General features: G+C 72.8%; 26 protein-coding genes. 14 read left to right on the plus strand and 12 right to left on the minus strand.

Annotated elements, in window-relative coordinates:
* The 5 genes from ACQ5SO_RS16340 to ACQ5SO_RS16360 all read left to right on the plus strand — a co-directional run.
* Positions 1-76, plus strand: a 76-nt coding sequence (locus tag ACQ5SO_RS16340; RefSeq protein ID WP_430940050.1) for a hypothetical protein, incomplete at its 5' end; no start/stop codon positions are given.
* A 389-nt stretch (positions 77-465) separates the two neighbouring features.
* Positions 466-1,071 carry a hypothetical protein gene (locus tag ACQ5SO_RS16345; protein WP_430942695.1) on the plus strand — a complete coding sequence of 202 codons (606 nt, stop codon included), beginning with the start codon at positions 466-468 and terminating at the stop codon, positions 1,069-1,071.
* A gap of 72 nt (positions 1,072-1,143) precedes the next feature.
* Positions 1,144-2,052 carry a YghX family hydrolase gene (yghX, locus tag ACQ5SO_RS16350; RefSeq protein ID WP_430942696.1) on the plus strand — a complete coding sequence of 303 codons (909 nt, stop codon included), beginning with the start codon at positions 1,144-1,146 and terminating at the stop codon, positions 2,050-2,052.
* A 93-nt stretch (positions 2,053-2,145) separates the two neighbouring features.
* Positions 2,146-2,964, plus strand: coding sequence for an aldo/keto reductase (locus ACQ5SO_RS16355; RefSeq protein WP_430942697.1), 819 nt, complete (start codon positions 2,146-2,148; stop codon positions 2,962-2,964).
* Positions 2,965-3,128: 164 nt separating this feature from the next.
* Positions 3,129-3,800: a CatB-related O-acetyltransferase gene (locus tag ACQ5SO_RS16360; RefSeq protein ID WP_430942698.1), complete on the plus strand. Its 672-nt coding sequence runs from the start codon at positions 3,129-3,131 to the stop codon at positions 3,798-3,800.
* 84 nt (positions 3,801-3,884) lie between these two features.
* Here ACQ5SO_RS16360 and ACQ5SO_RS16365 read toward each other — a convergent pair whose 3' ends face one another.
* Entirely contained in the window at positions 3,885-5,264 is a 1,380-nt protein-coding gene (locus ACQ5SO_RS16365; protein WP_430942699.1) for a hypothetical protein, read from the minus strand.
* A complete protein-coding gene (locus tag ACQ5SO_RS16370; RefSeq protein ID WP_430942700.1) occupies positions 5,261-5,779 on the minus strand; it encodes a hypothetical protein in 519 nt (172 codons plus the stop codon). Before ACQ5SO_RS16370 ends, ACQ5SO_RS16365 begins: the two co-directional genes overlap by 4 nt.
* Before the next feature lie 540 nt (positions 5,780-6,319).
* On the opposite strand from ACQ5SO_RS16370, the gene mgtE reads away from it, so the two are divergent.
* Both mgtE and ACQ5SO_RS16380 read left to right on the plus strand, forming a co-directional pair.
* Positions 6,320-7,780, plus strand: a complete 1,461-nt coding sequence (gene mgtE / locus ACQ5SO_RS16375; RefSeq protein WP_430942701.1) for a magnesium transporter — start codon at positions 6,320-6,322, stop codon at positions 7,778-7,780.
* A 168-nt stretch (positions 7,781-7,948) separates the two neighbouring features.
* A complete protein-coding gene (locus tag ACQ5SO_RS16380) occupies positions 7,949-9,598 on the plus strand; it encodes an FAD-binding dehydrogenase (protein WP_430942702.1) in 1,650 nt (549 codons plus the stop codon).
* 296 nt (positions 9,599-9,894) lie between these two features.
* Here the strand turns inward: ACQ5SO_RS16380 and ACQ5SO_RS16385 are convergent, their stop codons facing one another.
* The 9 genes from ACQ5SO_RS16385 to ACQ5SO_RS16425 form a co-directional block, all read right to left on the minus strand.
* On the minus strand, positions 9,895-10,281 hold the full coding sequence (locus ACQ5SO_RS16385) for a helix-turn-helix domain-containing protein (RefSeq protein ID WP_430942703.1): 387 nt from the start codon (positions 10,279-10,281) through the stop codon (positions 9,895-9,897).
* Positions 10,278-10,712: a hypothetical protein gene (locus tag ACQ5SO_RS16390; protein WP_430942704.1), complete on the minus strand. Its 435-nt coding sequence runs from the start codon at positions 10,710-10,712 to the stop codon at positions 10,278-10,280. The genes ACQ5SO_RS16385 and ACQ5SO_RS16390 overlap by 4 nt, the downstream gene beginning before the upstream one ends.
* A gap of 116 nt (positions 10,713-10,828) precedes the next feature.
* Positions 10,829-11,800: a phage protease gene (locus tag ACQ5SO_RS16395; protein WP_430942705.1), complete on the minus strand. Its 972-nt coding sequence runs from the start codon at positions 11,798-11,800 to the stop codon at positions 10,829-10,831.
* Positions 11,801-11,829: 29 nt separating this feature from the next.
* Entirely contained in the window at positions 11,830-12,726 is an 897-nt protein-coding gene (locus ACQ5SO_RS16400; protein WP_430942706.1) for a Mu-like prophage major head subunit gpT family protein, read from the minus strand.
* Positions 12,727-13,039: 313 nt separating this feature from the next.
* The gene (locus tag ACQ5SO_RS16405; protein WP_430942707.1) at positions 13,040-13,462 is read right to left on the minus strand and encodes a regulatory protein GemA; all 423 of its coding nucleotides are present in this window, start codon (positions 13,460-13,462) and stop codon (positions 13,040-13,042) included.
* Positions 13,459-13,794, minus strand: a complete 336-nt coding sequence (locus ACQ5SO_RS16410; RefSeq protein WP_430942708.1) for a hypothetical protein — start codon at positions 13,792-13,794, stop codon at positions 13,459-13,461. Before ACQ5SO_RS16410 ends, ACQ5SO_RS16405 begins: the two co-directional genes overlap by 4 nt.
* A gap of 29 nt (positions 13,795-13,823) precedes the next feature.
* The gene (locus ACQ5SO_RS16415) at positions 13,824-14,060 is read right to left on the minus strand and encodes a hypothetical protein (RefSeq protein ID WP_430942709.1); all 237 of its coding nucleotides are present in this window, start codon (positions 14,058-14,060) and stop codon (positions 13,824-13,826) included.
* 126 nt (positions 14,061-14,186) lie between these two features.
* Positions 14,187-15,002 carry an AAA family ATPase gene (locus tag ACQ5SO_RS16420; protein WP_430942710.1) on the minus strand — a complete coding sequence of 272 codons (816 nt, stop codon included), beginning with the start codon at positions 15,000-15,002 and terminating at the stop codon, positions 14,187-14,189.
* Positions 15,003-15,069: 67 nt separating this feature from the next.
* Positions 15,070-17,004: a transposase domain-containing protein gene (locus tag ACQ5SO_RS16425; RefSeq protein ID WP_430942711.1), complete on the minus strand. Its 1,935-nt coding sequence runs from the start codon at positions 17,002-17,004 to the stop codon at positions 15,070-15,072.
* A 279-nt stretch (positions 17,005-17,283) separates the two neighbouring features.
* Here ACQ5SO_RS16425 and ACQ5SO_RS16430 point away from each other — a divergent pair, with 279 nt between their 5' ends.
* The 5 genes from ACQ5SO_RS16430 (at position 17,284) to ACQ5SO_RS16450 (ending at position 21,303) form a co-directional block, all read left to right on the plus strand.
* Positions 17,284-17,802: a helix-turn-helix domain-containing protein gene (locus tag ACQ5SO_RS16430; RefSeq protein ID WP_430942712.1), complete on the plus strand. Its 519-nt coding sequence runs from the start codon at positions 17,284-17,286 to the stop codon at positions 17,800-17,802.
* A 468-nt stretch (positions 17,803-18,270) separates the two neighbouring features.
* Positions 18,271-19,194: an AAA family ATPase gene (locus ACQ5SO_RS16435; protein WP_430942713.1), complete on the plus strand. Its 924-nt coding sequence runs from the start codon at positions 18,271-18,273 to the stop codon at positions 19,192-19,194.
* A 21-nt stretch (positions 19,195-19,215) separates the two neighbouring features.
* A complete protein-coding gene (locus ACQ5SO_RS16440; protein ID WP_430942714.1) occupies positions 19,216-19,611 on the plus strand; it encodes a hypothetical protein in 396 nt (131 codons plus the stop codon).
* 37 nt (positions 19,612-19,648) lie between these two features.
* Positions 19,649-20,911, plus strand: a complete 1,263-nt coding sequence (locus ACQ5SO_RS16445; RefSeq protein WP_430942715.1) for a vWA domain-containing protein — start codon at positions 19,649-19,651, stop codon at positions 20,909-20,911.
* A 128-nt stretch (positions 20,912-21,039) separates the two neighbouring features.
* Positions 21,040-21,303, plus strand: coding sequence for a hypothetical protein (locus tag ACQ5SO_RS16450; protein WP_430942716.1), 264 nt, complete (start codon positions 21,040-21,042; stop codon positions 21,301-21,303).
* A 183-nt stretch (positions 21,304-21,486) separates the two neighbouring features.
* On the opposite strand, the gene ACQ5SO_RS16455 is transcribed toward ACQ5SO_RS16450, so the two are convergent.
* On the minus strand, positions 21,487-22,218 hold the full coding sequence (locus ACQ5SO_RS16455) for a hypothetical protein (protein WP_430942717.1): 732 nt from the start codon (positions 22,216-22,218) through the stop codon (positions 21,487-21,489).
* Between the two features lie 356 nt (positions 22,219-22,574).
* Here ACQ5SO_RS16455 and ACQ5SO_RS16460 point away from each other — a divergent pair, with 356 nt between their 5' ends.
* The gene (locus ACQ5SO_RS16460) at positions 22,575-23,618 is read left to right on the plus strand and encodes an XdhC family protein (protein ID WP_430942718.1); all 1,044 of its coding nucleotides are present in this window, start codon (positions 22,575-22,577) and stop codon (positions 23,616-23,618) included.
* Positions 23,615-25,261, plus strand: coding sequence for an NTP transferase domain-containing protein (locus ACQ5SO_RS16465; RefSeq protein WP_430942719.1), 1,647 nt, complete (start codon positions 23,615-23,617; stop codon positions 25,259-25,261). Before ACQ5SO_RS16460 ends, ACQ5SO_RS16465 begins: the two co-directional genes overlap by 4 nt.
* The last annotated feature ends 57 nt before the right edge of the window (positions 25,262-25,318 follow it).

The raw sequence follows: 25,318 nt of genomic DNA on the forward strand, positions 1-25,318 counted from the left end.
AGAGAAGCTGCGCTTCGCCATCCGCGAAGGCGGCCGCACCGTCGGTTCGGGCGTCGTCTCCAAGATCATCGCCTGATGATCCCCGCGCCCCGAGGGGCGCGACGGAGCCAGGAGGAAGGGCCGCCGCGGGCAACCGCGGCGGCCCTTTCGCGTTCCGCGCCCGCGGCGCCGGCGCGGGCGCGCGGGGGGCTTCCGGCGCCCCGGGCCGGCTTCCCGGGCTGCTTCCCGGGCCGCCGCCCCCGGGGCGTCCCGGCAGGCGGTCGCGCCGGACTGGAGTGAATACTTTTAAAAACAGATGGTTTCCATTCTGTGGGAAATCGGGGTGAGCAATTGCCAGCGCGGTTGGTAAATACCCGTTCTTCGAATTACACCCGGGTCCAGCCGCGGCGCCGCCGCGGCGCGCGGGGTCGGTCCGGCCCCGCGGTCGTCACAACCGGGGACCCCTGCATGATCTCCTCTTCAAGCGTGTCCGACCGACGCGACCTGCATGAGCGGGTGCTCGACCTGCTGCGCTTCCAGCGCCTGATCTATCCCGACGACCAGGCCCTGACGGCCTCCGCCGCACAGGCGCTGGGGATCGCCCCGGGCCTGGCCGAGGCCGCCGCCGCGCCCGGCGGCGCGGGCTTCATCCGCGTGCTGCGCGACCGGGTGGCCGAGGCGGAGGCGCAGCTGGCCCCGATCTGCCTGCGCGCCGCCCCCGCGGCCGAGCGGATCGACCGCTGGGCGCGCGCCTTCCTGGCGCTGCTGCGCGGCTGGGTGCGCGAGGCGCCGGTCTTCGCGCGCGACTTCGCGGCCTGGAGCGCGCCGCTCGACGCCGTGCTGCGCGACGCGCTCTCGCCGCTCGCCGACCAGCTGCAGCGCCTGGCCGACGAGCTGCGCCTCGGCCCGCATGCGGGCTGGGCGCTGCTGGCGGCGACCTTCCCCTGGACCGCCCCGGTCAAGCTGCTGACCTGGCTCGACGACGATCCCGAACCGCAGATGCGCGCCGCGGTGCTGCGCCGGTTGCAGCGGCTGGAGGTCGAGCGCCGGAGCGCCCGGGCGCCTGGGCGGACCCCTCTCGCGTCATCGTGATCCGCGCGCGCGCCGCGCGTGGCGCACCATTCCCGGCGCCGGCGCCCATGCCGGCCGAACGGGAGAGAAACGATGGACGGCGCCGAGACCCCGAGCCGTCGCCTGACGGCGGCCGATTTCGACCAGGAGCTCCTGGACCTCTACGATTTCTACGCCCATGGACGGATCACCAAGCGCGAGTTCCTCGACCGCGCGGGCAAGTTCGCCGTGGGCGGTCTGACCGCCGCGGCGCTGCTGGGGATGCTCAGCCCCGATTACGCCATCGCCGAGCAGGTGAAGTTCACCGACCCGGACATCAAGGCGACCTACGAGACCTATCCCTCGCCGAACGGCCATGGCGAGGTGGAGGGCTACCTGGTGGTCCCCACCGGCGCGACGGGCAAGACCCCCGGCGTGGTGGTGGTGCACGAGAATCGCGGCCTGAACCCTTACATCAAGGACGTCGCCCGCCGGGTCGCCAAGGCGGGTTTCATCGCCTTCGCCCCGGACGGCCTGTCGCCCCTCGGCGGCTATCCGGGCAATGACGAGGACGGCAAGGCGATGCAGCGCTCGATGGACCGCGAGAAGCTGATGAACGACTTCTTCGCCGCGTTCGAATGGCTGCTGGCGCATGAGGCGACGACGGGCAAGATCGGCTGCGTCGGCTTCTGCTATGGCGGCGGCGTGTGCAATGCGCTGGCGGTGGCGTACCCGGAGCTCGGCGCCTCGGTCCCCTTCTATGGCCGCCAGCCGCGGGCCGAGGACGTGCCGCGCATCAAGGCGCCGCTGCTGATCCAGCTGGCCGAGCTGGACGCCAGGATCAACGAGGGCTGGCCCGCCTACGAGGCGGCGCTGAAGGCCAATGGCAAGACCTATGAGGCGCACATCCATCCGGGCGTGAACCACGGATTCCACAATGACAGCACCCCCCGCTATGACGCGGCGGCGGCCGAGCTGGCCTGGGCGCAGACCATCGCCCATTTCAACGCGCATCTGCGCTGAGCGAAGCGCGCGGGGGCAGGGGAGCTTCCCCTTGCCCTCGCGCGCGCGGCGGTCCAGCCTGCGCCCCTGACCGACCCGGCCAAGGAGCGCCCCATGAAGATCATCGACGCAGGCGACGCCCGCATTCCCGCCCTCGGCTACGGCACCTGGCGGCTGGAGGGGGACGAGGCCCGGGACATGACCGCGGCCGCCATCGGCGCGGGCTTCCGCCATGTCGACACCGCGCGGATGTACAAGAACGAGGCCGCGGTGGGCGCGGGCGTGCGCGCCTCGGGCGTCGCGCGGGACGCGCTGTTCGTCACCACCAAGATCTGGCCCGACGACCATGCCCCGGATGCGCTGCGCGCTGCGGCCGAGGACTCGGTGGCGACCCTCGGGTTCGAGCCGGACATGATCCTGCTGCACTGGCCCTCGAAGACCGTTCCCCTCGGGGAAACGATCCCCGCGCTCTGCCGCCTCGCGGCCGACGGGCTCTGCGCCCATGTCGGCGTGTCCAACTTCACTCGCGCCCAGGTCGAGACCGTGACCGCGCTGGCCGACCGCAAGCTGGCGGTGAACCAGGTGGAGTTCCATCCCTATCTCGACCAGTCCCCGATGCTGGACCTGCTGGCGTCGAAGGGCATGGCGCTGACCGCCTACCTGCCGCTGGCGCGGGGCGAGGCGCCGGGCGACCCGGTCCTGCAGCGGATCGCGGCCCAGCACGGGGCGACCTCGGCCGCCGTCTGCCTCGCGTGGATCCTGGCGCGCGGCGCGATCGCCATCCCCAAGACCGCCAATCGCGGGCGGCTGGAGGAGAACCTCTCGGCGCAGGAGCTGGAGCTGACCGCGGCGCAGGTCGAGGAGATCTCGGCGCTGGCGAAGCCCGACGGGCGCATGGTGAACATGCCCGAGATCGCGCCCGACTGGGACTGACCGGCGCCGCCCTCCCCGGCGGGGGCGGCGCGGCGTCGGCCCGGGGCGGTTGCGCCGCGGCCCCGGGCGCCCCATCCTGCGCGCCTCAACCGATGGAGGAGACGATGGACCAGGCCTGATTCCCGACCGCCCTTTCCCAGGAGCATTCAAGGAAGCAGGACCCCATGGCCCGACCGTTTCTCGACGCCGCCGCGCGTCATCCCATCATGCTGCCGACCGGCGATGAACATCCCAATGTCGTCCACCTCTCCCGCGTCATCGACCACCCGAACTGGCAGGTCGGGGACCATGCTTATGCCTCGGATTTCGGGGCGGTGGCGGACTGGGCGGCGCATCTCGCGCCCTATCTCCATCCCGGCGCGCCCGAGCGGCTGCGCATCGGGCGGTTCTGCGCCGTCGCCCATGGCGTGCGCTTCATCACCGCCTCGGCCAATCACCCGATGGGGGGGATTTCGACCTATCCCTTCGCTATCTTCCGCCCCGAGACGATGGGCGCCTATGCCGAGGAGGTCGGCGCGCGCGGCGACACCGAGCTGGGCCCGGACGTGTGGCTCGGCGACGGGGCGACGGTGATGCCCGGCGTGCGGATCGGCGCCGGGGCCATCGTGGCGGCGCGGGCGGTGGTGACCCGCGACGTGCCGGATTACGCGGTGGTCGCCGGCAACCCGGCGCGGGTGGTGCGGATGCGCTTTGCGCCGGGGGAGGTCGCGGCGCTGCTGCGGGTCCGCTGGTGGGACCGCCCCGTGGACTGGATCGAGGCGCAGCAGGGGGCGATGCGCGCGGGCGATGTCGCGGCGCTCGAGGCCGCGGCGCGCGAGGCGGGTTGGGTGGACTGAGGCCGGGGCCGCGCGTCGGGCGCAGCGCCCGTTGCAAGCGGGGCGCCCGCGCGGCGCGGCGGGCGGGGGCGCGCGCAGCGGCGCTCAGCCCCGGCGGCGTGCGAGGCGGGAGAGGCGGGCGCGCGTCTCGGTGATCGCGTCGCGCCAGTCGGCGCCGGGGGCGCGGCGGATCACCCGCATGGTCTCGTGCCACGGCGTGCGATCCGACTCCCCCGCCAGCGCCCAGCCGGCATCGGCGGGGACGAGGGTGAAGACCGGCGGCCCGTCCGCGATGGAGGCGACCGCGTGGGCCTCGGCGCATTCGGCGGCGACCACGGCGTCCATCCCGGCGGCGGCGCGCAGCAGCTCGTCGAACCCGGCGCCCTGCGCGGCGCCGGGGGGCGGGGCGTCCAGCGGCGGCGCGTTCGGGATCAGCGCCGCCCATGCGCTGCGCTCGAGCTCCACCGCGGCGGGGCCGGGCGAGAGGTTGAAGAGGCGGATCCCCGGCGTCTCGGCCAGCGCCGCGAAGCCCCCGAGGGGCGGGGCGCGGCGCGCGGCGCCCTCGGGGTTCCACAGCAGGCCGACGCGCAGCGGGCGCCCCTCGCGGGCCGGGGGCGCGTCCGCGCCGGGGGGCGCGAGGTCCAGCGGCGGCGGCGGCGTCCCCCCTTCGGCGCCGGGCAGCGCCAGGAGGTCGAGCAGCGGGACAAGCGGCGCCCCCGGGGGCGCCGCCTCATCCGGGGCGCAGAACGAGACGGGCGCCCCCGCCAGCGCCCGCGCCAGCGTCCCCTGCCAGGCGATCGGGCAGGGCAGGCGCAGCGCCCCGAGCCGCGCGGCGGCGGCGGGCAGGGCGCGGGCGGCGAGCAGCAGCTCGCTCGCGCCGCCCTCGGGGATCACGTGGATGGGGCCGTCGGCGCCGTCCTTGCGCGGCGCCGCCGCGACGCCCTCCGGCCGGGCGCGGGCCAGCGCCTGCACGGCGCCCGCCCAGTCCATCGCCGCCAGCGCCGCGCGGGCGGTCTCGGCGGCGATCCCGCGGTCTTGGGGCCAGCGGGCGCGCGCCTGCTCCAGCGCCCGGGCGGCGGCGGCGTGGCGGCCATCCGCCCGCAGCGCGCCGATCAGCGCGGCGTGGAAGGCGGGATCGTCCGGGCGCAGCGCGGCGGCGGCGCGGCGGGCGTCCAGCGCCTCGGCCGTCCGGTCCGCATCGGCCAGCGCATTGGCGAGGTTGGCGAGGATCCGCGCATCCCCGGGCAGAAGCTCCGCCGCGCGGCGGTGGTGCAGGGCGGCGGCGTCATGCGCCCCCGCCCGGCGCAGCAGCGCCCCGAGATTGGCCCAGGCGCCCGCGTCATCCGGGGCCTCGGCCAGATGCGCGCGCCACAGCGCCTGCGCCTCGGCCGCGCGGCCGGCCTTCTGGGCGGCGAGGGCCCGGGCGCGCAGCTCGGCGCCCGTCTCTCCGTCCGGCGGAGCCTCCCCCCCCGCCCGCGCGGTCACTGGGTCTTCACCCAGCGGTGCAGGTAGTCCTTGCCGTCGGGCAGGATCAGGTCGCTCTCGAGGAACTTCACCCCGTCCTGTTCCTTCAGGAAGATCACCGAGCCGATGAAGCGCGCGTCGCCGCGATGCGAGATCGCCGAGGTCCAGTTCTGGCTCGCCGGCTTCTCGCCCTCGGTCGGGGTCCAGATGATCCGGCCGCGCATGATATTGCCCTCGACCTCGTTGATCAGCAGGGCGTTGACGCCGCTGATCGGCCCGGTCCAGCCCGCGGGGGCGCCGAGGTGGTCGTTGTTCATCGGGTCGTAGGGGGTGTAGACGCCCTCCCACAGCCCGACCAGGTCCTGCCCCTCGACATCGAGGCGCAGCACGCGGACCGGGCCGCCGCCGGGTTCGAAGCGCGAGGCGGGGGCGGGCGCGGCGGCGGCCCCGTCGGGGGCGGCGGCGTCGGGGGCGACCTGCGCGCAGGCGGCGAGGGCGAGCGCGGCGAGGGCGAGGAACGGGGCGCGGGCGATCATGCGTGGGGGTCTCCGGCAAAGCGTGGGGCCGCGGCGGGCGCGGCGGTCGGCGCGGCCCGGGCGCGCGCCGACCGGGCGCGGGGGCGGGGGCCGCCGCGCGCACCCTCGGGCGCCGGGCGCGCGCAGGCAAGCCCGCGATGCGCCGCGGGGCAGGGGCGGGCGGTCGCCCGGGCGCCGATGCGCGCCCCCGCCCCTTGCCGCCCCGCCCCTGGCGCCCCGCCCCTGGCCCCCGCGCTGCGGCCCCGCGCGTCGCCCGGTCCATCCGCCCCGCCGGCCCGCGCCCCCCCCCGCGCCGCTCGCGCCATCCGGGCGCCGCGGCCCGCCGGTCCCGCGCCGCTTGCGCCGCCCGCGCCCCGCCCGTGCGGCGCCTCGCCGCTCGCCCCCGCCCGGGCCGGGAAAAACCGCCGCGCGCCGCCGCGCCGGGGTTCCCTTCGCCCGCCCCCGGCGCTACCTCTCTTGCGTCCGGCGCGCCGCGCGGCGACCCCCCCGTCGTCCTGTCGCGCGCGGCCTGCATTCCCCCTCTCTCGCCCGGAGGCGCCCATGACCGACCGCCCCGACCGCGCCCCCGAGCCGGAAGACGCCGCGCCCGAGGCGCTTTCCGCCCGGATCGACACCGAGGCGCCGGAGGAGCGGCCGGAGGAGCGCGAGGAGCCCGAGGACGAGTTCGCACTGGAGCGCGAGGTGGTCCAGCGCGTCCGCGCCGCGGTCGAGGCCGAGGACCGCGAGACCCTCCTCGCCGAGGTCGAGGAGCTGCACGCGGCCGACCTCGCCGATCTTCTCGAACAGCTCGGCCATGACGACCGCGCCGCGGCCGTGCGGCTGCTCGGCGGCGATCTCGACCCGGACGTGTTCTCGGAGCTCGAGGACGACGTGCGCGACGACGTGCTCGAGGCGATGGAGCCCGAGAACCTCGCCGCCGCGGCCAAGGAGCTGGACGCGGACGACGTCGTCTACCTGGTCGCCGACCTCGAGGACGACCAGCGCGACGCGGTGCTGGACGCGCTGGACCCGGTGGACCGGACCGCGGTCGAGCAGGCGCTGGAATACCCCGAATACACCGCCGGCCGCCTGATGCGGCGCGAGCTGGTCGCCGCCCCGCCGTTCTGGACGGTGGGGCAGATGATCGACCACCTGCGCTCGCGCGACGACCTGCCGGACGAATTCACCGACATCATCCTGGTGGACCCGGCGCTGAAGCCGGTGGACCTGGTGCCGCTCTCCCGCGTGATGGGCGCCGGGCGCGACCGCAAGCTGCAGGATCTCGCGCGCGACGACATGCGGGTGCTGAAGGCCGAGACGAGCCAGGAGGACGTCGCCTACGCCTTCAACCAGTACCACATGATGTCCGCCCCGGTGGTGGACGAGGACGGGCGGCTGGTCGGCGTCATCTCCATCGACGACGCGATGGAGGCCCTGGACGAGGAGGCGGAAGAGGATCTCAAGCTGCTGGCCGGCGTCGGCGACGAGTCGCTGTCGGACAAGGTGACCGAGATCGTGAAGGCCCGCTTCCCCTGGCTGGCGGTGAACCTGTTGACGGCGATCCTGGCGTCGCTGGTGATCGGGATGTTCGACACCACGATCGAGGCGATCGTGGCGCTGGCGATCCTGATGCCGATCGTCGCCTCGATGGGCGGCAATGCGGGGACGCAGACGCTGACGGTGGCGGTGCGCGCCATCGCGACGCGCGACCTGACCGCGGCCAACATGTGGCGCATCGTCGGCCGCGAGACGCTGGTGGGCCTGCTCAACGGGGTCGCCTTCGCGATCCTGATCGGGGTCATCACCCTGCTGTGGTTCGGCGACCCGATGCTCGGCGGCGTGCTGGCGGCGGCGATGATCGTCAACCTGCTGGTGGCCGGGCTGGCGGGGATCCTGATCCCCATCGCGCTCGACAAGGTGGGGGCGGACCCGGCGCTTGCCTCGGGCACCTTCGTGACCACGGTGACGGACGTGGTGGGGTTCTTCGTGTTCCTCGGGCTGGCGGGCGCGGTGCTGCTGTAACGCGCCGCCGCGGCAGGTGGATTCAAGGGGGCGCGCCCGGGCCGGGCGCGCCCCCTTCGTTTGCGCGGCGTGGTCGCGGGGCGCCGCCACGTCATCGCGATCCGCGCTTGGGCGCGGCGCGTCTTCGCCCTTAGCCTGTCGCGCAAATGGCGCGGGGAGGGCGTTGGGATGGCGGATGCTGCGGATGTGATCGTGGTGGGCGCGGGGCTTGCGGGCCTCGTCGCCGCGACCGAGGCGGCGGACCGGGGCCGCAGGGTGCTGGTGCTGGAGCAGGAGGGGCGCCAGAGCCTCGGGGGGCAGGCGCACTGGTCGCTCGGCGGGCTGTTCATGGTCGACACGCCCGAGCAGCGGCGGATGGGCATTCGCGACGGGCGCGATCTTGCGGCGATCGACTGGATGGGCTCGGCCGCGTTCGACCGCCGCGAGGATGCGAACCCGCGGGCGGTGGCGGAGGCCTATCTCGATTTCGCCGCCGGCGAGATGCGGCCCTGGCTGCACGCCATGGGGATGCGCTGGTTCCCCGTCGTCGGCTGGGCCGAGCGGGGCGGGGGCGCGGCGGACGGGCACGGGAACTCCGTCCCGCGCTTCCACGTCACCTGGGGCGTGGGGCCGGGCGTCGTGGCGCCCTTCGCGCGGCGGCTGGCCGAACATGAGGCGGCGGGGCGGATCGAGCTTCGGAATCGGGTCCGCGTGGATGGGCTTCTGGTCGAGGGCGGGCGCCTGGCCGGGGTGCATGGCGCGGTCCTGGCCCCCGACGACGCCCCCATCGGCGCCCCGACGGGGCGGGAGGTGGTGGGCGATTTCGAGGCGCGGGCGGGCGCCGTGGTGCTCGCCTCGGGCGGCATCGGCGGCGATTTCGACAAGGTGCGCGCCCGCTGGCCCGAGGCGCGGCTCGGCAAGGCGCCGCGCAGGATGGTGGCGGGGGTTCCGGCCTATGTCGACGGGCGCATGGTCGACATCGCCAAGGCCGCCGGGGCCGGGGCGATCAACGAGGACCGGATGTGGCATTACTGCGAGGGGCTGGAGAACTGGGACCCGATCTGGCCGTCCCACGGGATCCGCATCCTGCCGGGGCCGTCCTCCCTGTGGTTCGACGCGCTGGGGCGGCGGATGGAGGCGCCGTGCCTTCCGGGGTTCGACACCATGGCCACCCTGCGCCGGATCCTCTCGACCGGGCATGAGCACAGCTGGTTCGTGCTGACCCAGAGCATCATCGCCAAGGAGTTCGCGCTGTCGGGGAGCGAGCAGAACCCCGATCTCGCCTCGGGGAAATGGGCGGAGGTGATCCGGTCGCGGCTTGCGGCGAAGGGGGCGCCGGGGCCGGTGGAGGCGTTCAAGGAGAAGGGCGCGGATTTCGTGGTGGCCGAGGGGTTGGAGGAGCTGGTGGCGGGGATGAACCGGCTGGTCCCGGAGGCGCCGCTGGACGCCGCGGCGATGCGCGCGCAGATCGAGGCGCGGGATGCGCAGATCGACAACCCCTTCGCCAAGGACGCGCAGGTGATCGCGATCCGGCAGGCGCGGGCCTATCGCGGCGACCGGCTGGTGCGGACGGCCAAGCCGCACCGGATCCTGGACCCGGCGCATGGCCCGTTGATCGCGGTGCGGCTGAACGTGCTGACGCGCAAGACGCTCGGGGGGCTGCACACGGATGTCGGCGCGCGGGCGCTGCGGCCGGACGGGGAGGTGTTCGACGGGCTGTTCGCGGCCGGAGAGGCGGCGGGGTTCGGCGGCGGCGGCTATCACGGGTGGAATGCGCTCGAGGGGACGTTCCTCGGGGGCTGCATCTTCTCGGGGCGGGCGGCGGGGCGGTCGGTCTGACGGGGCCGCGGCGCGGAGGGCAAGGGCGCGGGCCGGGGTTCCAGGGGGGGAGCGGCCGGCGCGCGCCTGCGCTGCGCTTGCCGACGCCCCGCCCGCCCGGACGCTGCCGCGTCCTTCCCCCCGCCCCGCGCGGCCCATCCCTCGCACCCCATCCGCCCCCTCGCGCCCGCCGCGCCCCGCGCGGCGCGGGCGCTGTCTGCTTTCATATCAGTTGACCCGTGCTTTCAGCCGTCCTGAGCCGGGCATTTCCGAGAACAGCCGTCCACAGCCGAGAACCCGAGAGAGCGCCGGAGGCGTCAGCGCCCGCGCGTCTTCTTGAGCCAGGCGCGGACCGACACGTCCGACGCGAGGATAGTGCGGGCGATTTGGGCGGTGGACATGCCGCGGGCGGCGAGGGTGCGGGCCAGCCAGGGCTTGGCAAGGGGAATCCGGCGCGGAAGGAGGTCGCGCGCGGCGGCCAGCGCCTCGGCGCCCTCCGCTCCAAGCGTCTCTTGCAGCCGCCCGCGCGGCGAAGGCGTCGCGGGAATCGTCAGCTCGGCCCCGCCGAAGTTCAGCAGGAAGCGGATCGCGTGGTCTTCCCCCAGCGCATCGACGAAGGGGGCGACCTGGGCCGGGGCGCGCACGGGGGCGACGCCCTCGGCCCTCTCGGGCAGGCAGGGCCTGCGGGCCTGCGGCGGCGTCATTGGCCCGTACCCCGCGCCTTGCGCTGGCGATGCCACCAGCGGTGAAGCGAGCTTGCCGACACGCGGCGCTCCGGCGGGAAGGCCCGGGCGATGTCCTGGGCCAGCTCCTTGAAGGTCATATCGTCCACCCGGTCGCGGACGAAGGCGTTCAGCTCGGCGTCGGTGTCGAGCAGGGACGGACGGCCACGCCAGCCTCGCGCCCGCCAGTCGCCGTTCCTGCGCCCGACGAAGCTTCCGGCGCCGGGCTGTTCAAGACCGTCTTGAACGGGTCTGGAAAGGCGGGCTGCAAGCCGCGCAAGAATACCTGTCAGGCGGCCCGCCAGCTCGTGCGCCTCAGCCAGGTCGGCGGCGAGCGGGTCGGCGTCCTTCAGCTCGGGCGCCGGGGCCGCGGGGCGCCCCCCGCCGTCGCCCGACTTCAGTTCGTCCCGCATTTCGTGTACCCTCTCCGCCAGCGCATCGCAGCACCGGGATATGGGCCCGGCCCGTTTTCGGACGTTCGGCACGGGGCGCCGACCTCACCATGCCTTTCCCGACCCACGGTCGGCGTTCAGTCGCTCAGCGCATCCGGCGCAAGCCCGAGCTGGGCGCAGACAGCCGCCGCGGCCTCGGACGCGGGCCGGGCGCTCCGACGCGCGGGCGGATCGGCAGGCGCCGTGCGGCGGGTCAGGTGCGCATAGGCCGGGGCGCCGCTGTTGATGAAGGTGTCGAAGCTGTCTTCGTCGCTCAGGCACAGCGCCAGCGCCCATTCGCGCATGGGCGTCGTCAGATACCCCCGGCGGAAGGCGTCTTCGACCTTCGCTTCCGCCCGCTCCTGGGCGGCGCGCGCAAGCTCGAGCTTGCGATCTTCCATGAGGCTCTGCACCGCTTCGATGGGCACGAAGCGCGACGGGTCGGGCGCCGCGGCGTTGGCCGCCGCCGAAGCCCCTTCGGACGTGTCGCGCCCGGCGACCTCCAGAAGCGCCGCCACCGCGTCGAACACGTCCCCCTCGCCCGCCATCGCGTCCAGGCCCAGCAGCTCGGCCAGGCGGGCGAACATGCCCTCCGCCGGCGCGCCGTCCTCCGACGCCAGGGCGACCAGGTTCAGGTTCGGGTTGTGCACCAGCCCGGCGCCCTTGAGGCGCACCACGCTCCGGTCCTTCATGTGATAGAAGGTCGGGCTGAGATAGCGGTATTCCTTCGCGCCGATCAGCGACCGGGCGCGTTCGGTCCAGGCGACCCGGCCCCAGATCCCGTTCGGCGCCACCTTCAGCTCCTTGATCCAGCCCGCGGCGGGGATCGGACCGGAGGGGGCGGCGTCGCCCTTGGCCTTGGTGTCGTTCTGGTGGTTGTAGTCCACCGGCAGGTCGATCCCCCCGGCTTCGAAGTCGTTCACCAGCGCCTGCGGGTCGCGCAGGACATAGCGGCGGCCATCGCGCCCGGTCATCTCGCCCGCGGGCAGGAGGTGAACCCATTCGGGCGCGCCGTTCTCGGACGGGGCGCCCAGTTCGCTGTCGAAGCGGGCGAGGAACAGTTCGGTCATGCGCGGAGGTCCTTGCAGTTCGCCGTGGATCAGTCGGCCAGGAAGGGCGACACGATCAGCTCGGCGGCGCCCTTCCATTCGTTGGTCATCCCGCCATCGCCCAGCTCGGAGTTGAGGATTTTCCGCGCGGCGCCTTCGAGCGAGGGCGGGACCACCAGGACGTCCGGCCGCACGCCCAGCGGGCGCCCGCCATCGGCGCGGAAGGACATCATCGCGGCGCGCGCGGTCTGATAGGCGGCGGCGTTGAGAGTCTGCCTGGGGCCATAGGCGAGCTGCCAGAGGCCGAACCCGGCGTTCACACGGGCGCGGATCCCGTACAGGAACTGGTCGTTGAAGAAGACGTCGTCGTCTTCCGGGCGGTCGCGCCGCTGGAACTCGTAATCCTCGCGCACCTGCCAGATGAGCGGGCGCACCGCCCGCGACGTGTCGAGCAGGAACCAGGGCGCGCCGCCGCCCCCATCGGTGTTGGAGACGCTGACGGTGTCGCCTTCCGCGTCGACCACCGGGTGGTCCGCGTCGAAGAAGTACTGGCCATCGTAGCATTCCGACGTGAAGCCGTCCTTGAGCAGCGAGAACAGCAGCTCGTCGGGATGCGTCCGGGCCGTCACGCCCATCTCGGCGAACATCGGCTTGAAGATGCCCAGCCGATCGTCGCTGATGGTGTTGCGCGGAACTTCGACCGTGCTTTCGAAGGTCCGGTTCAGGATGGTGAAGGAGGAGGTGGACAGGCTGTGAACATGCCGCGGCCCGACCCACTCGCGCAGGTTCGGGAACTGGCCGAACCAGCCATAGGTTTCATCGCGGGCCGAGCTGGGGACCGTCATGGCGACCCGCTCGTGATGAACCGGGGTCCGGTCATAGCTGTCGCGATAGACGGTCTGGAAGCCCTTGAAGGCCAGTTCGAGGTTCGGTCCGGTGAGGTCCATGCTCTGTTCCTGCGCTGTTGCTTGAAGCGCAGAATGCCGCCCCGCCTTTTCGCGTTCGACCCGCAAGGGCTTGCGCGAAAGGCGGGATGAAGCGGGGCGGAAGGCGGCTTGTCGGGGCGCGAGAGGGGCGGCGAAAGAGGCCGCGGGGCGGCGTCGCGCGATTAAACGGCAAATCTTCGTTTTTAAACGGAGCGCCGGAGTTTCGCGGGGCGACCCACCCGGAGAGGAGAAGGCCTGTCAGCGGGCCTCTCAGAGGCTCTGAGAGCCGAGGGGCGGCGCGTCGGTCGCGCCGCCCCTGTTCGCGTTCCGGGCCTCAGCCCGCGGCGGCGGCGCGAAGCCGCCGCTTCATCGCCTTGAGCGCGGTGATCGCCCGCGGGGCCTCCGCCGCCGTCAGGAACCGCAGGCTGTCCACCTTGAAGCAGCGGCGCAGCCAGGCTTCCAGTCCGGCGCCGTCCGGGCGCCCGCTCCACTCCGCCCACAGCGCGCGGATCAGCTCGCACTGCGCGCGGCTCGCGAAGCCGGGACGGTCGCCATAGTCGGGGCCGGTCCGGCGCGTGGGCTCGAACCCGTTCCGCTCGAAGAACCCCATCACCGCGTCGAACCCGTCCTGGTCAAGCTCGGTCGAGCTGGTCACGCCCGCCAGCCGAAAGAGCGCGAGCCGGTACACGTCTTCGTCCAGCCCGAGCTTGGCCTTGGCGACGTGCAGAAGCGCCTTCTGCTTGTTCGTGATGGTCATGCCGCCTCTCCCATCCTGGTCGCGCTCAGCGCCCGCGCATAGGCCCGGATCAGGGCGATGCGGATAAAGGGCGTGCACAGCATCCGGTCGATCAGAGCGGCGTCCGAAGCGAGCGCCGCGCCGCCCGAGTCCACGACCCCTTCGAAGCCAAGCACCACCGCGCGCAGGAACTCCCTGACGCCGCCGGAGGTCGAGGTGCCGAAGGCCGCGGCCTCATCGTCCCTCAGGGCGCGAAAGCGCGTCTGCAAGACCTGTTCCTGGTGGCCGTCATCGACGGGAACCAGGACCTGAACGGCGTGGGTGAACTCGGGGTTCGAGACGAACGTGAACATGGGGCTGCGGACCTCTTCGACTACGCAGTTCATTCCGCGTCCTCCGCTTCGGTCGCGTCAGCCAGAACCCCGAGGGCGAACGCGATGGCGCCGCTCAGCTGGCGCCCTGCGCCCTCGGCAAGGGTAAGGTCAACCGCCCGGACAGAAGACGCATGGAAGGACTTCGTCCCGTCCGCGTCGGTCTTGGTGAACAGCCAGGGCCGCACGGAACCGGCGGGCGTTTCCACGGCGTCTTCCAACAGGAGGGCCGTCGCATCCCGTTCCATGTGCTCCTGCCAGGCCCGAGCATTCTACAGCGTCTCGGTCATGATGGTCGCGCCCTGCGCCGCGGCCTCAAGGGCCTTGCGGAGCGCGTCGATCTTGTCGGCGTCGGTCATGGTCATCTCCTCACGTCATCTGCTGCGGCGCGACGCCTGCGGCCCGCCCTTCATGGTCAGGCCCTCGGCCAGGATGGCGGCCCGGATCGCGGCGCCGTCCGGCGCGGCGCCCCCGGCGAAGTCCGCCGCCGCGGCGAGAACGTTGACCACGGTGCGCAGGCTGCCGCGCCCGCGGGCCACCGCGTCCAGGGCGGCGAGCGCCTTGGCGTCCGTCACGCCCCAGCGCGCGGCCAACAGCGCCGCGTCGCCCGCGCCCACGCTCTTGAGCGTCAGCGGGCGGCGCATCCGGCTCCACAGCTGCGGCATGTCGGCGATGATCGGCGAAAGGGTCGTGTCGCCGATGAAGGCCAGCGCGAAGCCGCCTTCCTCCTGCATGGCCCGCAGCCACTCGAACCCCGCCCCCATCAGCCGGGACTTGCCGTCGTACTCGTGCAGGTTCTGCGCTTCGTCCACCAGGACGATGCAGGACTTGCCGACGATGCGCGCCAGGTATTCGCGCCTCTGGGTGAGGGAGCCGTAAGAAGACAGCGCGCTTTCATGAAAGCCCATGGCGTTCAACAGGTTGTAGGCGATGTTCCACGGGCGTCCCTCGCCCTTGGCGACCCGCAGATAGACCGCGTCCTGGGCGCCGAGCTCCTCGCACAGGTGAAGCAGCGCTTCGGTCTTGCCGATGCCCGGCGCGCCCGAAATCATCGTCACGCCCCCGTTCGCGCCGGAGCGGACGAGGTTCAACGACCTGAGAATTTCCGCGGCGGTCTCGGTCATCACGAACCCGCCGGGCTGCGCCTGCGGGGGCGCCTCCGGCTTTCCAAGCCTCACGACTTCTGCCATATCTTCCTCCGTTTGTGGGTGCGGGCTTGGCCCGCGCGCATCGGTCTGAGGGGCGTTGCCGCGCCTCTCAGACCACCTTCTTCCCCATGGCCGCGAGACGTGCGGCGATGGCGGAATCTTGATTTCTCAACATCTCGTCGGGGATCATTTCGACAGGCTCGCTCCGTTGGACCGCCTTGGCTGGCAGGTCGCGCAACGGTCCGCCGGACCGTCCCGCCACGACCCGCTCCGGTCCGGGCGCCTGGGGGGACGGCGCCGGAAGGTCCGCCAGCGCCGCCTCAAAGGCGTCTTCGTCCAGGCAGGCGTTGGCCGCGTCCGCGCGGGCGACCAGGTCCCGCGCCGCCTTGCGATTCCGCGCGGCGTCGCGAATGCCGTCCGCACTGCCATATGCGCCGGGCTTGATCGCCTCGATGCCCTCGCAGATCAGGCGCCCGTCTTCGTCAAATGCGCGCGCTGGCGCGGAGAAATCCGAAGGATCACGGCCAATCAGCAACCGCCGCCCGTCGCCGTGGTGCTTCATAAGGGCGTCCTGCGTCTCCATCCCGCCATGGGTCCAGCCATCAAGCGTGACCCGCCCCCAGCGATCCACCGCGGCAGGCGTGTAGATCAGCCCGGCAAGGTAGAGCTGGCGCGCCGTCGGCTGCCGCCGCCGCCGGGCGGACAACCCCGCCTCGAACACCGCCTGGTAGGAACGGCCGCGCGCGCCCTGAGACCGGCGCCCGGTTTCGCGGTTGTAGCGGTGCACTTCGCGCCGAAGCACGTCCTGCGCAAACTCGATTGGAACCGGGCGAGGATCACCGCCAGGAGCTTCGCCAGGATTATGCCCCGTGTGCGCTCCTGCGAACTCCGGGCGGTCGTCAATCACGCGCGAAAGCGCGGCGAAGGTCCGTTCTGCAATCTTCGCCTGCGCGTTCTTCGGCAGGGCGAAGTGCAGCTTGATGCCGAGATGATCGCAGATGCCGAGGGGCCGGACCTTCTGAAGCTTCGCGCCTGCGTTGCGGAAGCGATGCACACTGCCTCCGGCCACAAGATGACCCGCAAAAGCAGACCCGTTGTCGGTGTAGAGACGGTCGAAGATGCCGTAGCGCTCGCAGGTCCGCCGGATCAGGCGCACGGTCGCGGGGGCGTTCTCGGACTTCGACACCTCGAAATCCAGGATGTAGTTGGACGCCACGTCCACCAGTAACAGGATAGTAGCCTGCACCGGCTGACCGTCTCCATAATGGACCCTAAAGTCGAGGTCTCGACCGTTAAGCGACACCCATTCGAGCACGCCAAGGCCGCTCTTGTCGCGAAGCGCGGGCTGCGCCAGGCGGCGGTTGGCCTCGTCCTTCCCGTGGCGGGCGACAAGCTGCTGGGCGAGGGGCAGTTCATGCCAGCGGCGGTTCACGGTCGGGTAGGACGGCCAGTCCCACCCGCGCTTCGCCGCCACGTCGCGCACGTCGCGCCACGCCTGCTGAAGCGGAAAGTCCGGGGCCGCCTTTTGCACCGTGGTCATGAAGAAGGACCACGCATCCGGCGTGATCGGCTTGCGCTCCGATCCGCCCTTGCGGTCAGGAAGCAGGGCGGGCGCGAAGTTGATCGGATCCACGCCGCGCACCGCCTTCAAGTACCGCTTCAACGAGGCCAGGCAGGCCCCTTTAACGCCGAATTTCGCGTGCACCAGGGCGAGCCGGTCCGCCCATGCCGTCGGTGCGCCCGGCGCCACCAGAAGGCGCATCATCGCCGCCCGCCGCTCCGCCTCGCCCCGCGCCCAAGGGGACGCCGCCAGGAACCGCGTGTGGGCTTCGTCGTCGTACTCGCCGGGGTGCAGGGTCTTCTCCGACAGGTCGCGCGCCAGGTAGGCGCGCCGAACGTCGTCGGGCAGGTCGGAGAGGGAGAAGACGAAGCGGCCGGCTTCTTCGGAGTACGGAATATTGTTCCGGGCCAGCCACTTCCGCGCACCGAATGGTGTTGTGGGAAGGCCATCCAATCCGGTGATAACTCTGACGGAGAGTTTCATGCGCGACCCTTGCTGACCTCGGCTTCCACTCGGGCAATGAGGGCGTCCGCTTTCCGACCCCGCCAACGACCGAAGTAGGCATCCCGCACGTTCTGAATATGCGTGCCGTTTTCCCTGCACCATTCGGTCAGTGTCGTACCCCGCAGGATGAAAGCGGCTCGTGCCCGCTGGTAGCGAGCTTGGTTTGCGCACATTCCTGTGTTAGGCACTGACATTGAACCGACATACCTCCGGAGTTACATCGGATCGTATGCTAGGCGTGCAAAACGGTGGTTGCCAATGCATGACGAGTCCAGCCCGTCCGAACTTGTGCTCAGGCTGCACCAGCTGAGGGTTGAGCGAGGCGTGACCATCCAAGCGATGGCCGAACTGTGCGGGCTGCCTAAGAGTACGCTAGAGAGCTACATGAAGATGAAGGCCGCGCGCAGGCCCGGACTTGATGCTCTGATTGCAATAGCCAATGGAATGGATGTAAGTATTGACTGGCTTGTTGGGCGCGCATCATCAAAGGCACTTGATGAGGATGCAAAGAGAAAACTGGCCGTTGCCGCCTATGATGCGACCGTCCACTTGCTGCAACAGCTCTGCAAAGCGCAAGCGGAAAGCAGTAAGCCAGTGATATCCGAGGATAGGATTGCAGGGCGAACCATCGACCATACCGCTGTCTTGGCCATGCTGGATTTCGTTGCGTCTTCAGGGCTGTTCGCAGCGCCTGGTGGGCAGGCTGGCCGTACCGATCTGCGCGATGTGGATGCCGTGCTTGAGGTCATCGAGGCAAGGCAACCGGCAACTGAATAGTTGCCAAGCGCCCGAGCGACGCGCACAGGGCCCATTGAAATCATTGAGTTTTTCCAAAGGCCGCTCGCGCGGCCTTTCGCGTTCCTGCCTCCTTCACGGCCAAATCGGCTCATGTGGAGTGAAATGGTATCCCCTCAACTGTCTGAAATCATTGCATCTAGAAATTCGCCGCGGCTCATTTGACCTGAAAGCGCTCACGGAAGCTGCCGCGTCCTTCCCCCCCCGCCCCGCGCGGCCCATCCCTCGCCCCATCCGCTCCCTCGCGCCCGCCGCGCCCCGCGCGGCGCGGGCGCCCGAGCGGGGGGCTTGCCCCCCTCCGAGGGCGGCCGCCCCTCCCCCCACAAGGGCAAGGGCGAAACCGTTTCAGCCCCCGCGACGCCCCGCCCCGGCGCCATAGGCGGGGTTGACCCGGCCCGGCGCAGCGCTTCCATTGCTCCCGACCCGACCGCCGCGAGCAGGAGCCGACCCTTGACCCAGATCCCCGCCTCAATCGACGAGATGCAGTCCGGCCTCGCCGATGTGGGCTATGTCGCCGACCGCGCCCTCGCCACCGTCGCCTTCCTGTCGCTCAAGCTCGGCCGCCCGCTGTTCCTCGAGGGCGAGGCGGGCGTGGGCAAGACCGAGATCGCCAAGGCCCTCGCCGCCATGCTGGGCCGCCGCCTGATCCGGCTGCAGTGCTATGAAGGCCTCGACGCCTCCTCCGCGGTCTACGAATGGAACTTCCCGGCGCAGATGGTCGCCATCCGCACCGCCGAAGCCACAGGAGTCGGGGGGGGCGGCGCCGACCGCCAGCGCCTGACGGATGAGCTGTTCTCGGACGAATTCCTCATCGCCCGCCCGCTGCTCGAGGCCATGCGCCCGCAGGAGGGCGGCGCGCCGATCCTGCTGATCGACGAGCTCGACCGCACGGACGAGCCCTTCGAGGCGTTCCTGCTCGAAGCCCTGTCGGACTTCCAGGTGACGATCCCCGAGCTTGGCACGGTGAAGGCCGAGGAGCCGCCCATCGTCATCCTCACCTCCAACCGGACCCGAGAGGTGCATGACGCCCTGAAGCGCCGCTGCCTCTATCACTGGGTCGGCTATCCCGATTTCGAGCGCGAGCTGGAGATCGTCATGGCCAAGGCCCCGGAGGCGCAGGAGGCGCTGTCGCGCGAGGTCGTCGCCTTCGTGCAGACCCTGCGGACCGAGGACCTGTTCAAGAAACCGGGCGTGGCCGAAGCGATCGACTGGGCGAAATGCCTCGTGGCGCTCGACGCCATCCAGATGTCGCCGCAGGTCATCGCCGACACCCTGGGCGCCATCTTGAAGTACCAGGATGACATCGCGAAGATCCAGGGCTCTGAAGCCACGCGGATCCTGGAAGAGGCCAAGAGGTCGCTCGAGCCCGCGTAAGAACGGCGGGGAGGTTTTCGGATGGACTGGCTCAGGCGCTTCGAGACGCGACGCCGCAAGATGACCAGGGGCGAGATCCTCGCGCTTGTCGGGATCATCGCCGCGGCCACGGTCGCCGATTGGGCGCCGGAGGCCGCCGGGCGGCCCGCCGCGGGCGGCGCCGCGTCGCTCTTCCTCATCATGCTCGGCTGCCTTGCGCTGTTCGCCGGCTGGACCCTCGGCGGCGCGCTGGCCTTCAGCGCGCCCCGGGCGGCGGCCGCGGCGGCGTCCGCGTTCACGGGCGAAGCGCTTCGCGACCGGCTGGGGCGGCTGACGAGCGTCCTGGCGGGCCTGGCCGTCTTCGCCCTGTGCGGGCTGGCCGCCTGGGCGCTGACCCGGAAGATGCGCGCGCGCCGCTGCGCCCCGCCCCAGGACTGACCGCCCGGCGCGCGCCGGGCGACGACAAGGAAACGAGATGGCTGATTTCGCCGACCTGGGCATCCCCGAGAACGGGAAGCTGGAACACAACATCATCCATTTCGCCCGGGCCCTGCGCAATGCGGGCCTGCCGGTCGGCCCCGGCCGCGTCACCGACGCCATCCGCGCGGTCGAAGCCGCCGGGTTCACCTCGAAGCGCGATTTCTACCACACCCTCGCCGCCTGCTTCATCTCGAAGCCCGAGCACCGGCAGGTTTACGGCCAGGTGTTCCGCCTGTTCTGGCGCGATCCGCAATTCCTCGAGCACATGATCTCCATGCTCTCGCCCATGGTCCGGGGCGTGGCCGAGCCGCACAAGCCGAAAGACGCCGAGAAGCGCGCCGCCGAGGCGCTGCTGGAAGGCGCCGACCAGCCGCCGCCCCCGATCAAGGAGCAGGAGGAGGAGGGGCGCGAGATCGAGATCGACGCGACGCTGACCTTCTCGGCCGACGAGAAGCTCAAGACCCTCGATTTCGAGCAGATGACCGCGGCCGAGCAGGCCATGGCCCGCCGCGCCATCGCCCAGCTGCGCCTGCCGGTCAAACCCATCCAGTCGCGCCGCACCCGGCCCTCGGCCCAGGGCCGCCGCCCCGACTGGCGCGCGACCATGCGCGACGCGATGCGCCATGGCGGCGAGATCCACGAGCTGAAGATGCGGGCGCGGCGGGAACGCTGGCCGAACCTGGTGGCGCTCTGCGACATCTCGGGGTCGATGTCGGGCTACAGCCGGATGCTGCTGCATTTCCTCCATGCCGCCGCCAACGCCAAGGGGGCGGGCTGGGCCAAGGTCCACGCCTTCACCTTCGGCACCCGGCTGACCAACATCACCCGCCACATGCAGGCGCGCGACGTCGACGCCGCCCTGCGCGCCGCGGGGGCCGAGGCGCAGGACTGGGAGGGGGGCACCCGCATCGGCGCCTGCCTCGAGGAGTTCAACCGCGACTGGTCCCGCCGGGTGCTGGGGCAGGGGGCGGTGGTGCTGCTGATCACCGACGGGCTCGACCGCGACGACCCGGAGCGGCTGCGCGCGGCGGCCGAGCGGCTGCACCTGTCCTCGCGCAAGCTGATCTGGCTGAACCCGCTGCTGCGCTGGGACGGGTTCGCGCCGAAGGCGGGGGGCGTGAAGGCGCTGCTGCCGAACGTGGACAGCTTCCGCGCCTGCCACAACGTGGACAGCCTGCAGGATTTCGCCGACGCGCTGGGCAAGCCGGATGACAATGGCGACAAGCGCCGCCTGATGGGGCTGCTCGAGAAGGGCTGAGGCGGGGCGGCATTCACGCCGCGCTCATCCCAGCGCCGAAACCGCCCGGTTTCCGCCGCGACCCCGGCGCCCGCGCGCCGCATCCTTCCCTTGCGGCATTTGCGCCGCGGACAGAGGGGAGGACGACCATGCAGGACCATTTCGACGTCGCCGCCGATGACCGCTTCGTCGGCAAGCGCCCGCTGCCGCCGATCGAGTTCTACGACGAATCCGGCCCGGGCATCGTACATTTCGAGCTCGAACCCGCGTCCGAGGGGCTGACCATGCCGCGGGTCCTGTCCATCGCCGCGCCGGGGGTGGAGCTGGAGATGGATCACGGCACGCTCGAGCTGATGCACGTGGACCCGGCCATCGCCCGCGGCGAGGCGCCCGAGGACCTGCTGTTCGGCTGAGCCGCGCCCTTCCGGGGCCCGCGGGGGGACCCGGGAGGGACCCGGGGGCGGAGGCCGGCGGCCGCGCGCGCGTGGGGGCGCGCGGCCGCGGGTCCGGCGACCGACGACCGGCGATGCGCGCACGTGGGGGCGCGGGACGCCGGATGCCGGCCCCGGGGGGAGAGGGCGTGCGGGGGCGCGCCCTCACTCCGCCGCGGGACGGCAGGCGGCGCCGATCAGCCGCTCCGCCCCCGGGTCGTGCCAGCGCAGCAGAAGGCGGCGCGGCTGGCTGCGGCGGTGCAGCCCGCCCCGCGCGCCCGGCGGGCTTTCATCGACCAGCGCGCGGGCGGCCTCCGCGGCGATCCGCTCGGAGAGGGTCGGGCGCGGCGCGGCGGGGGGCGCGGGGATCTCCCGCTCGCCCGGGCGCAGCAGGTCGGCGGCGCTGCGCGCGAAGGCCGGGCCGCCGGTCCAGTCGAAGGCGACGAGGTGCAGCACCCCGCCCGGCAGCCGCCAGGCCGCCGCCCGCACCCGGTCCCGCGGCGCGTCGCACAGAAGCCCGGGCGGGCCATGCGCCCCGGTCAGGGCGGCGAGGACCGCCTGCGCGTCGCCCGGCGTCGCGTCGGGGCCGCGCCGCTCCATCAACACCTGGCGCAGGCCGCCCGCGTCGAATTGCCAGAGGGCGCGGAAGACGCGGCCGGCGACGCGCTCCTCGCCCATCAGCCGGGCGGTGAGGCCGCCGCCATAGCCGAGCGCGATCTCCTGCGCCTGGCCCGCCACGGCGCGGGCCTGTTCAGGGGCGGCGTCCCAGCGCGCGGCGCGCCAGTCGGCGGCGGCGGGCGGGGCGGGCAGGGCGCAGAGCGCGCAGGCCAGCAGGGCGGCGAGGGGGCGGAGCGGGGACATGCCGCCCGAGATGGCGTCCCGGCCGGGATCGGTCAATCCGCGCGGGACGCCGTGCCGCGCGCGGGCCGCGCGACCCATGCCGCGCGCGCCAGCGCACGACCCAGGCCGCGTGCGCCTGCGCACGACCCAGGCCGCGTGCGCCTGCGCACGGCCCATGCCGCGCGCGCCTGCGCACGACCCATGCCGCGTGCGGGCCGCACGACCATGCCGCGCGCGGGCCGCGCGTCCCCGCCGCGCCGCCATCCCGCCCGGTCGACCCGCGCGGCCGGGCGGACGCCCCCGCCGCGGCGCATCTCCACCTTTCGCAGCCCTTTCCCCGGGCCCCGTCCCGCCCCATAGTCACCCTGTCCCATCGTCCCCGTCGCCTCATCCGCGCCGAAGGAGCCGTGCCCATGTCCGCCGCCGCCGATCACGACCGCATCCCCGAAATCGCCCTCGGCTGGATCGCCGAGGGGCGCCGCGCCGCCCTCGCCACCGTGGTGCAGACCTGGGGCTCGGCCCCCCGCCAGGCGGGCGCGCAGCTGGCGATCTCGGACGAGGCGCAGATCATGGGCTCCGTCTCGGGCGGCTGCGTCGAGGGCGCGGTGGTGGCCGAGGCGCTGGAGGCGCTGGAGGACGGAACCCCGCGGATCGTGGAATTCGGGGTGTCCGACGACGACGCCTTCGCCGTGGGCCTCGCCTGCGGCGGCCGGATCCGCATCCTGGTCGAACCCATCGGCATCGGCCAGGGCCCGGCGAAGGCGCTGGTCGAGGAGCTGGCCCAGGCGAGGGCCGAGCGCCGCGCCTGCGTCTACGCCGTCCATCCCGACACGTGGGCGCGGCGGCTGGTGTACCGCGACGACGCCACGCCCCTCGCCGCCCCGGCGCTGGCGGCGATGGATGGCGACAAGTCGGGCTTCACGCCCGAGGAGGACTGGTTCCTCGGGGTCCACAACCCGCCGCTGCGCATGGCCGTCGTCGGCGCCGTCCACATCGCCCAGGCGCTGATGCCGATGGCGCGGATCATGGGCTATGACGCCACGCTGGTGGACCCGCGCGAGGCCTTCGGCGCCCAGGCCCGCTTCCCGGGCGAGGCGATCCTGCATGACTGGCCGGACGAGGCGATGGAGAAGATCGGCCTCGACGAGCGCACCGCCGTCATCACCCTGACCCATGACCCGAAGCTGGACGACCCGGCGATCCGCATCGCGCTGGCCTCGGACTGCTTCTACCTTGGCTGTCTCGGGTCGACCCGCACCCATGCCAAGCGCGTCGCGCGGCTCGAGGCCGAGGGCTTCACCGCCGCGCAGATCGCCAGGATCCACGCGCCGGTCGGCCTCGACATCGGCGCCAAGACGCCGGCGGAAATCGCCGCCTCGATCATCGCCCAGGTGACCGAGCGCCTGCGCCGCCCGGCGACGCGCCCCGGTCTCAAACCCGCGGAGGACGCGGCGTGATCTTCGGACCCACCCGCCTCCGGGATGCCGGGGGCGCGATCCTCGCCCATTCCCTCACCGCCGGGACGCGCAAGCTCAAGAAGGGCCTGCGCCTGGGCCCGGAGGAGATCGCCGCGCTCGAGGCCGCGGGGTTCGTCGAGATCATCGCCGCGCGTCTCGGCGACGACGACGTGCACGAGGACGAGGCCGCGCAGGTTGTGGGCCGCGCCTTCGCCCCGGCGCCCGAGGCGGCTTGCCTGTCGATGTCGGCGCCCTTCACGGGGCGGCTGAACCTCTACGCCCTGACCGGGGGCGTGCTGGAGGTGGACGCGGAGGCGGTGAACGCCGTCAACGCGCTGCACGAGGCGATCACCATCGCGACGCTTCCCGACAAGGCCCGGATGCGGCCGCGGCAGATGGCGGCGACGGTGAAGATCATCCCCTACGCGGCCCCCCGCGCGGCGGTCGAGGACGCCTGCGCGATCCTTTCGGCCGCCGCCCGCCCGATCCGCCTACGCCCGCCGCGGCTGCGGCGCGCGGGGCTGATCCTGACCGAGACCCCGGGCCTGAAGCCATCCCTGCTGGAGAAGGGCGAGGAGGCCGTGCGCGCCCGCCTGACCGCGCTGGGGGTCGAGCTGTCGCAGGTCGTGCGCGTGCCCCATGCCGCCGCCCCGCTGGCCCGCGCGCTGCGCGATCTGCCCGGGGATGTCGCGCTGATCCTCGGCGGCTCGGCCACGTCGGACAGGCGCGATGTCGGCCCCGGCGCGGTCGAGGCCGCGGGCGGCACGGTGGACCGTTTCGGGATGCCGGTGGATCCCGGCAACCTGATGTTCCTCGGGACCCTGCCGGGCGAGGCGGGGGCCGCGCGGCCCGTCGTCGGCCTGCCGGGCTGCGTGCGCTCGCCCGCGCTCAACGGCGTCGACTGGGTGCTGGAGCGGCTGGTCTGCGGGATCGAGATCAGCGCCTCCGACATCGCCGGGATGGGCGTCGGGGGCCTCTTGAAGGAGATCCCCTCGCGCCCCCAGCCCCGCTCGGGCGGCGCCGCGGCGCCGGAGCGCCCGCAGGCGGCGGCGATCCTGCTCGCCGCCGGGGCCTCGCGCCGCATGGGCGGGCGCGACAAGCTGGTCGAGGACGTGGCCGGGGAGCCCGCCCTGCGCCGGGCCGCGCGCGCGCTGCTGCAATCGGGGGTGGACGGCGTCTGGGCCGTGCTGCGCCCCGGCGATGCGCGCCGCCGCAAGGCGCTGGAGGGGCTGCCGGTGAAGATCGTGGAGAACCCCGAGGCGTCCGAGGGCATGGCGTCCTCGATCCGCGCGGGCCTTGCGGCGCTGGGCCCCGAGATGGACGCCGCGGTGGTGGCGCTGGCGGACATGCCCGAGGTGGGGGCCGAGCACGTGGATCGGCTGCTCGCGGCCTTCGATCCGGGAGAGGGGCGGGCGATCTGCCGGGCGGTGGATTCCGAGGGCCGCCCGGGCCACCCGGTGCTGTTCGGGCGGCGGTTCTTCGAGAGCCTCTCGCGCCTGTCGGGGGATGAGGGCGCGCGGGACATCCTGCGCGCGAACGAGGAGTTCGTGACCGACGTGCCGACCCCGGGCCGGGCGGCGCGGCTCGACCTCGACACCCCCGAGGCCTGGGCGGCCTGGCGGGCGGAACTGGCGGGACGCTGACAATTCGCGCAAGATGCCGGGGCGCCCGTTGGGGCGTTCCGTGAAGTTCTTTGGGGA

The organism is Rhodovulum sp. DZ06 (assembly GCF_050586345.1).
Lineage (GTDB): Bacteria > Pseudomonadota > Alphaproteobacteria > Rhodobacterales > Rhodobacteraceae > JBOCEF01.

Excerpts from the sequence above, each read along its gene's own strand:
- yghX (WP_430942696.1), top strand. The coding sequence starts at position 1,144 with ATGGACGGCGCCGAGACCCCGAGCCGTCGCCTGACGGCGGCCGATTTC.
- ACQ5SO_RS16355 (WP_430942697.1), top strand. The coding sequence starts at position 2,146 with ATGAAGATCATCGACGCAGGCGACGCCCGCATTCCCGCCCTCGGCTAC.
- ACQ5SO_RS16360 (WP_430942698.1), top strand. The coding sequence starts at position 3,129 with ATGGCCCGACCGTTTCTCGACGCCGCCGCGCGTCATCCCATCATGCTG.
- ACQ5SO_RS16370 (WP_430942700.1), bottom strand. The coding sequence starts at position 5,779 with ATGATCGCCCGCGCCCCGTTCCTCGCCCTCGCCGCGCTCGCCCTCGCC.
- mgtE (WP_430942701.1), top strand. The coding sequence starts at position 6,320 with ATGACCGACCGCCCCGACCGCGCCCCCGAGCCGGAAGACGCCGCGCCC.
- ACQ5SO_RS16380 (WP_430942702.1), top strand. The coding sequence starts at position 7,949 with ATGGCGGATGCTGCGGATGTGATCGTGGTGGGCGCGGGGCTTGCGGGC.
- ACQ5SO_RS16385 (WP_430942703.1), bottom strand. The coding sequence starts at position 10,281 with ATGACGCCGCCGCAGGCCCGCAGGCCCTGCCTGCCCGAGAGGGCCGAG.
- ACQ5SO_RS16390 (WP_430942704.1), bottom strand. The coding sequence starts at position 10,712 with ATGCGGGACGAACTGAAGTCGGGCGACGGCGGGGGGCGCCCCGCGGCC.
- ACQ5SO_RS16395 (WP_430942705.1), bottom strand. The coding sequence starts at position 11,800 with ATGACCGAACTGTTCCTCGCCCGCTTCGACAGCGAACTGGGCGCCCCG.
- ACQ5SO_RS16400 (WP_430942706.1), bottom strand. The coding sequence starts at position 12,726 with ATGGACCTCACCGGACCGAACCTCGAACTGGCCTTCAAGGGCTTCCAG.
- ACQ5SO_RS16405 (WP_430942707.1), bottom strand. The coding sequence starts at position 13,462 with ATGACCATCACGAACAAGCAGAAGGCGCTTCTGCACGTCGCCAAGGCC.
- ACQ5SO_RS16410 (WP_430942708.1), bottom strand. The coding sequence starts at position 13,794 with ATGTTCACGTTCGTCTCGAACCCCGAGTTCACCCACGCCGTTCAGGTC.
- ACQ5SO_RS16415 (WP_430942709.1), bottom strand. The coding sequence starts at position 14,060 with ATGGAACGGGATGCGACGGCCCTCCTGTTGGAAGACGCCGTGGAAACG.
- ACQ5SO_RS16420 (WP_430942710.1), bottom strand. The coding sequence starts at position 15,002 with ATGGCAGAAGTCGTGAGGCTTGGAAAGCCGGAGGCGCCCCCGCAGGCG.
- ACQ5SO_RS16425 (WP_430942711.1), bottom strand. The coding sequence starts at position 17,004 with ATGAAACTCTCCGTCAGAGTTATCACCGGATTGGATGGCCTTCCCACA.
- ACQ5SO_RS16430 (WP_430942712.1), top strand. The coding sequence starts at position 17,284 with ATGCATGACGAGTCCAGCCCGTCCGAACTTGTGCTCAGGCTGCACCAG.
- ACQ5SO_RS16440 (WP_430942714.1), top strand. The coding sequence starts at position 19,216 with ATGGACTGGCTCAGGCGCTTCGAGACGCGACGCCGCAAGATGACCAGG.
- ACQ5SO_RS16445 (WP_430942715.1), top strand. The coding sequence starts at position 19,649 with ATGGCTGATTTCGCCGACCTGGGCATCCCCGAGAACGGGAAGCTGGAA.
- ACQ5SO_RS16450 (WP_430942716.1), top strand. The coding sequence starts at position 21,040 with ATGCAGGACCATTTCGACGTCGCCGCCGATGACCGCTTCGTCGGCAAG.
- ACQ5SO_RS16460 (WP_430942718.1), top strand. The coding sequence starts at position 22,575 with ATGTCCGCCGCCGCCGATCACGACCGCATCCCCGAAATCGCCCTCGGC.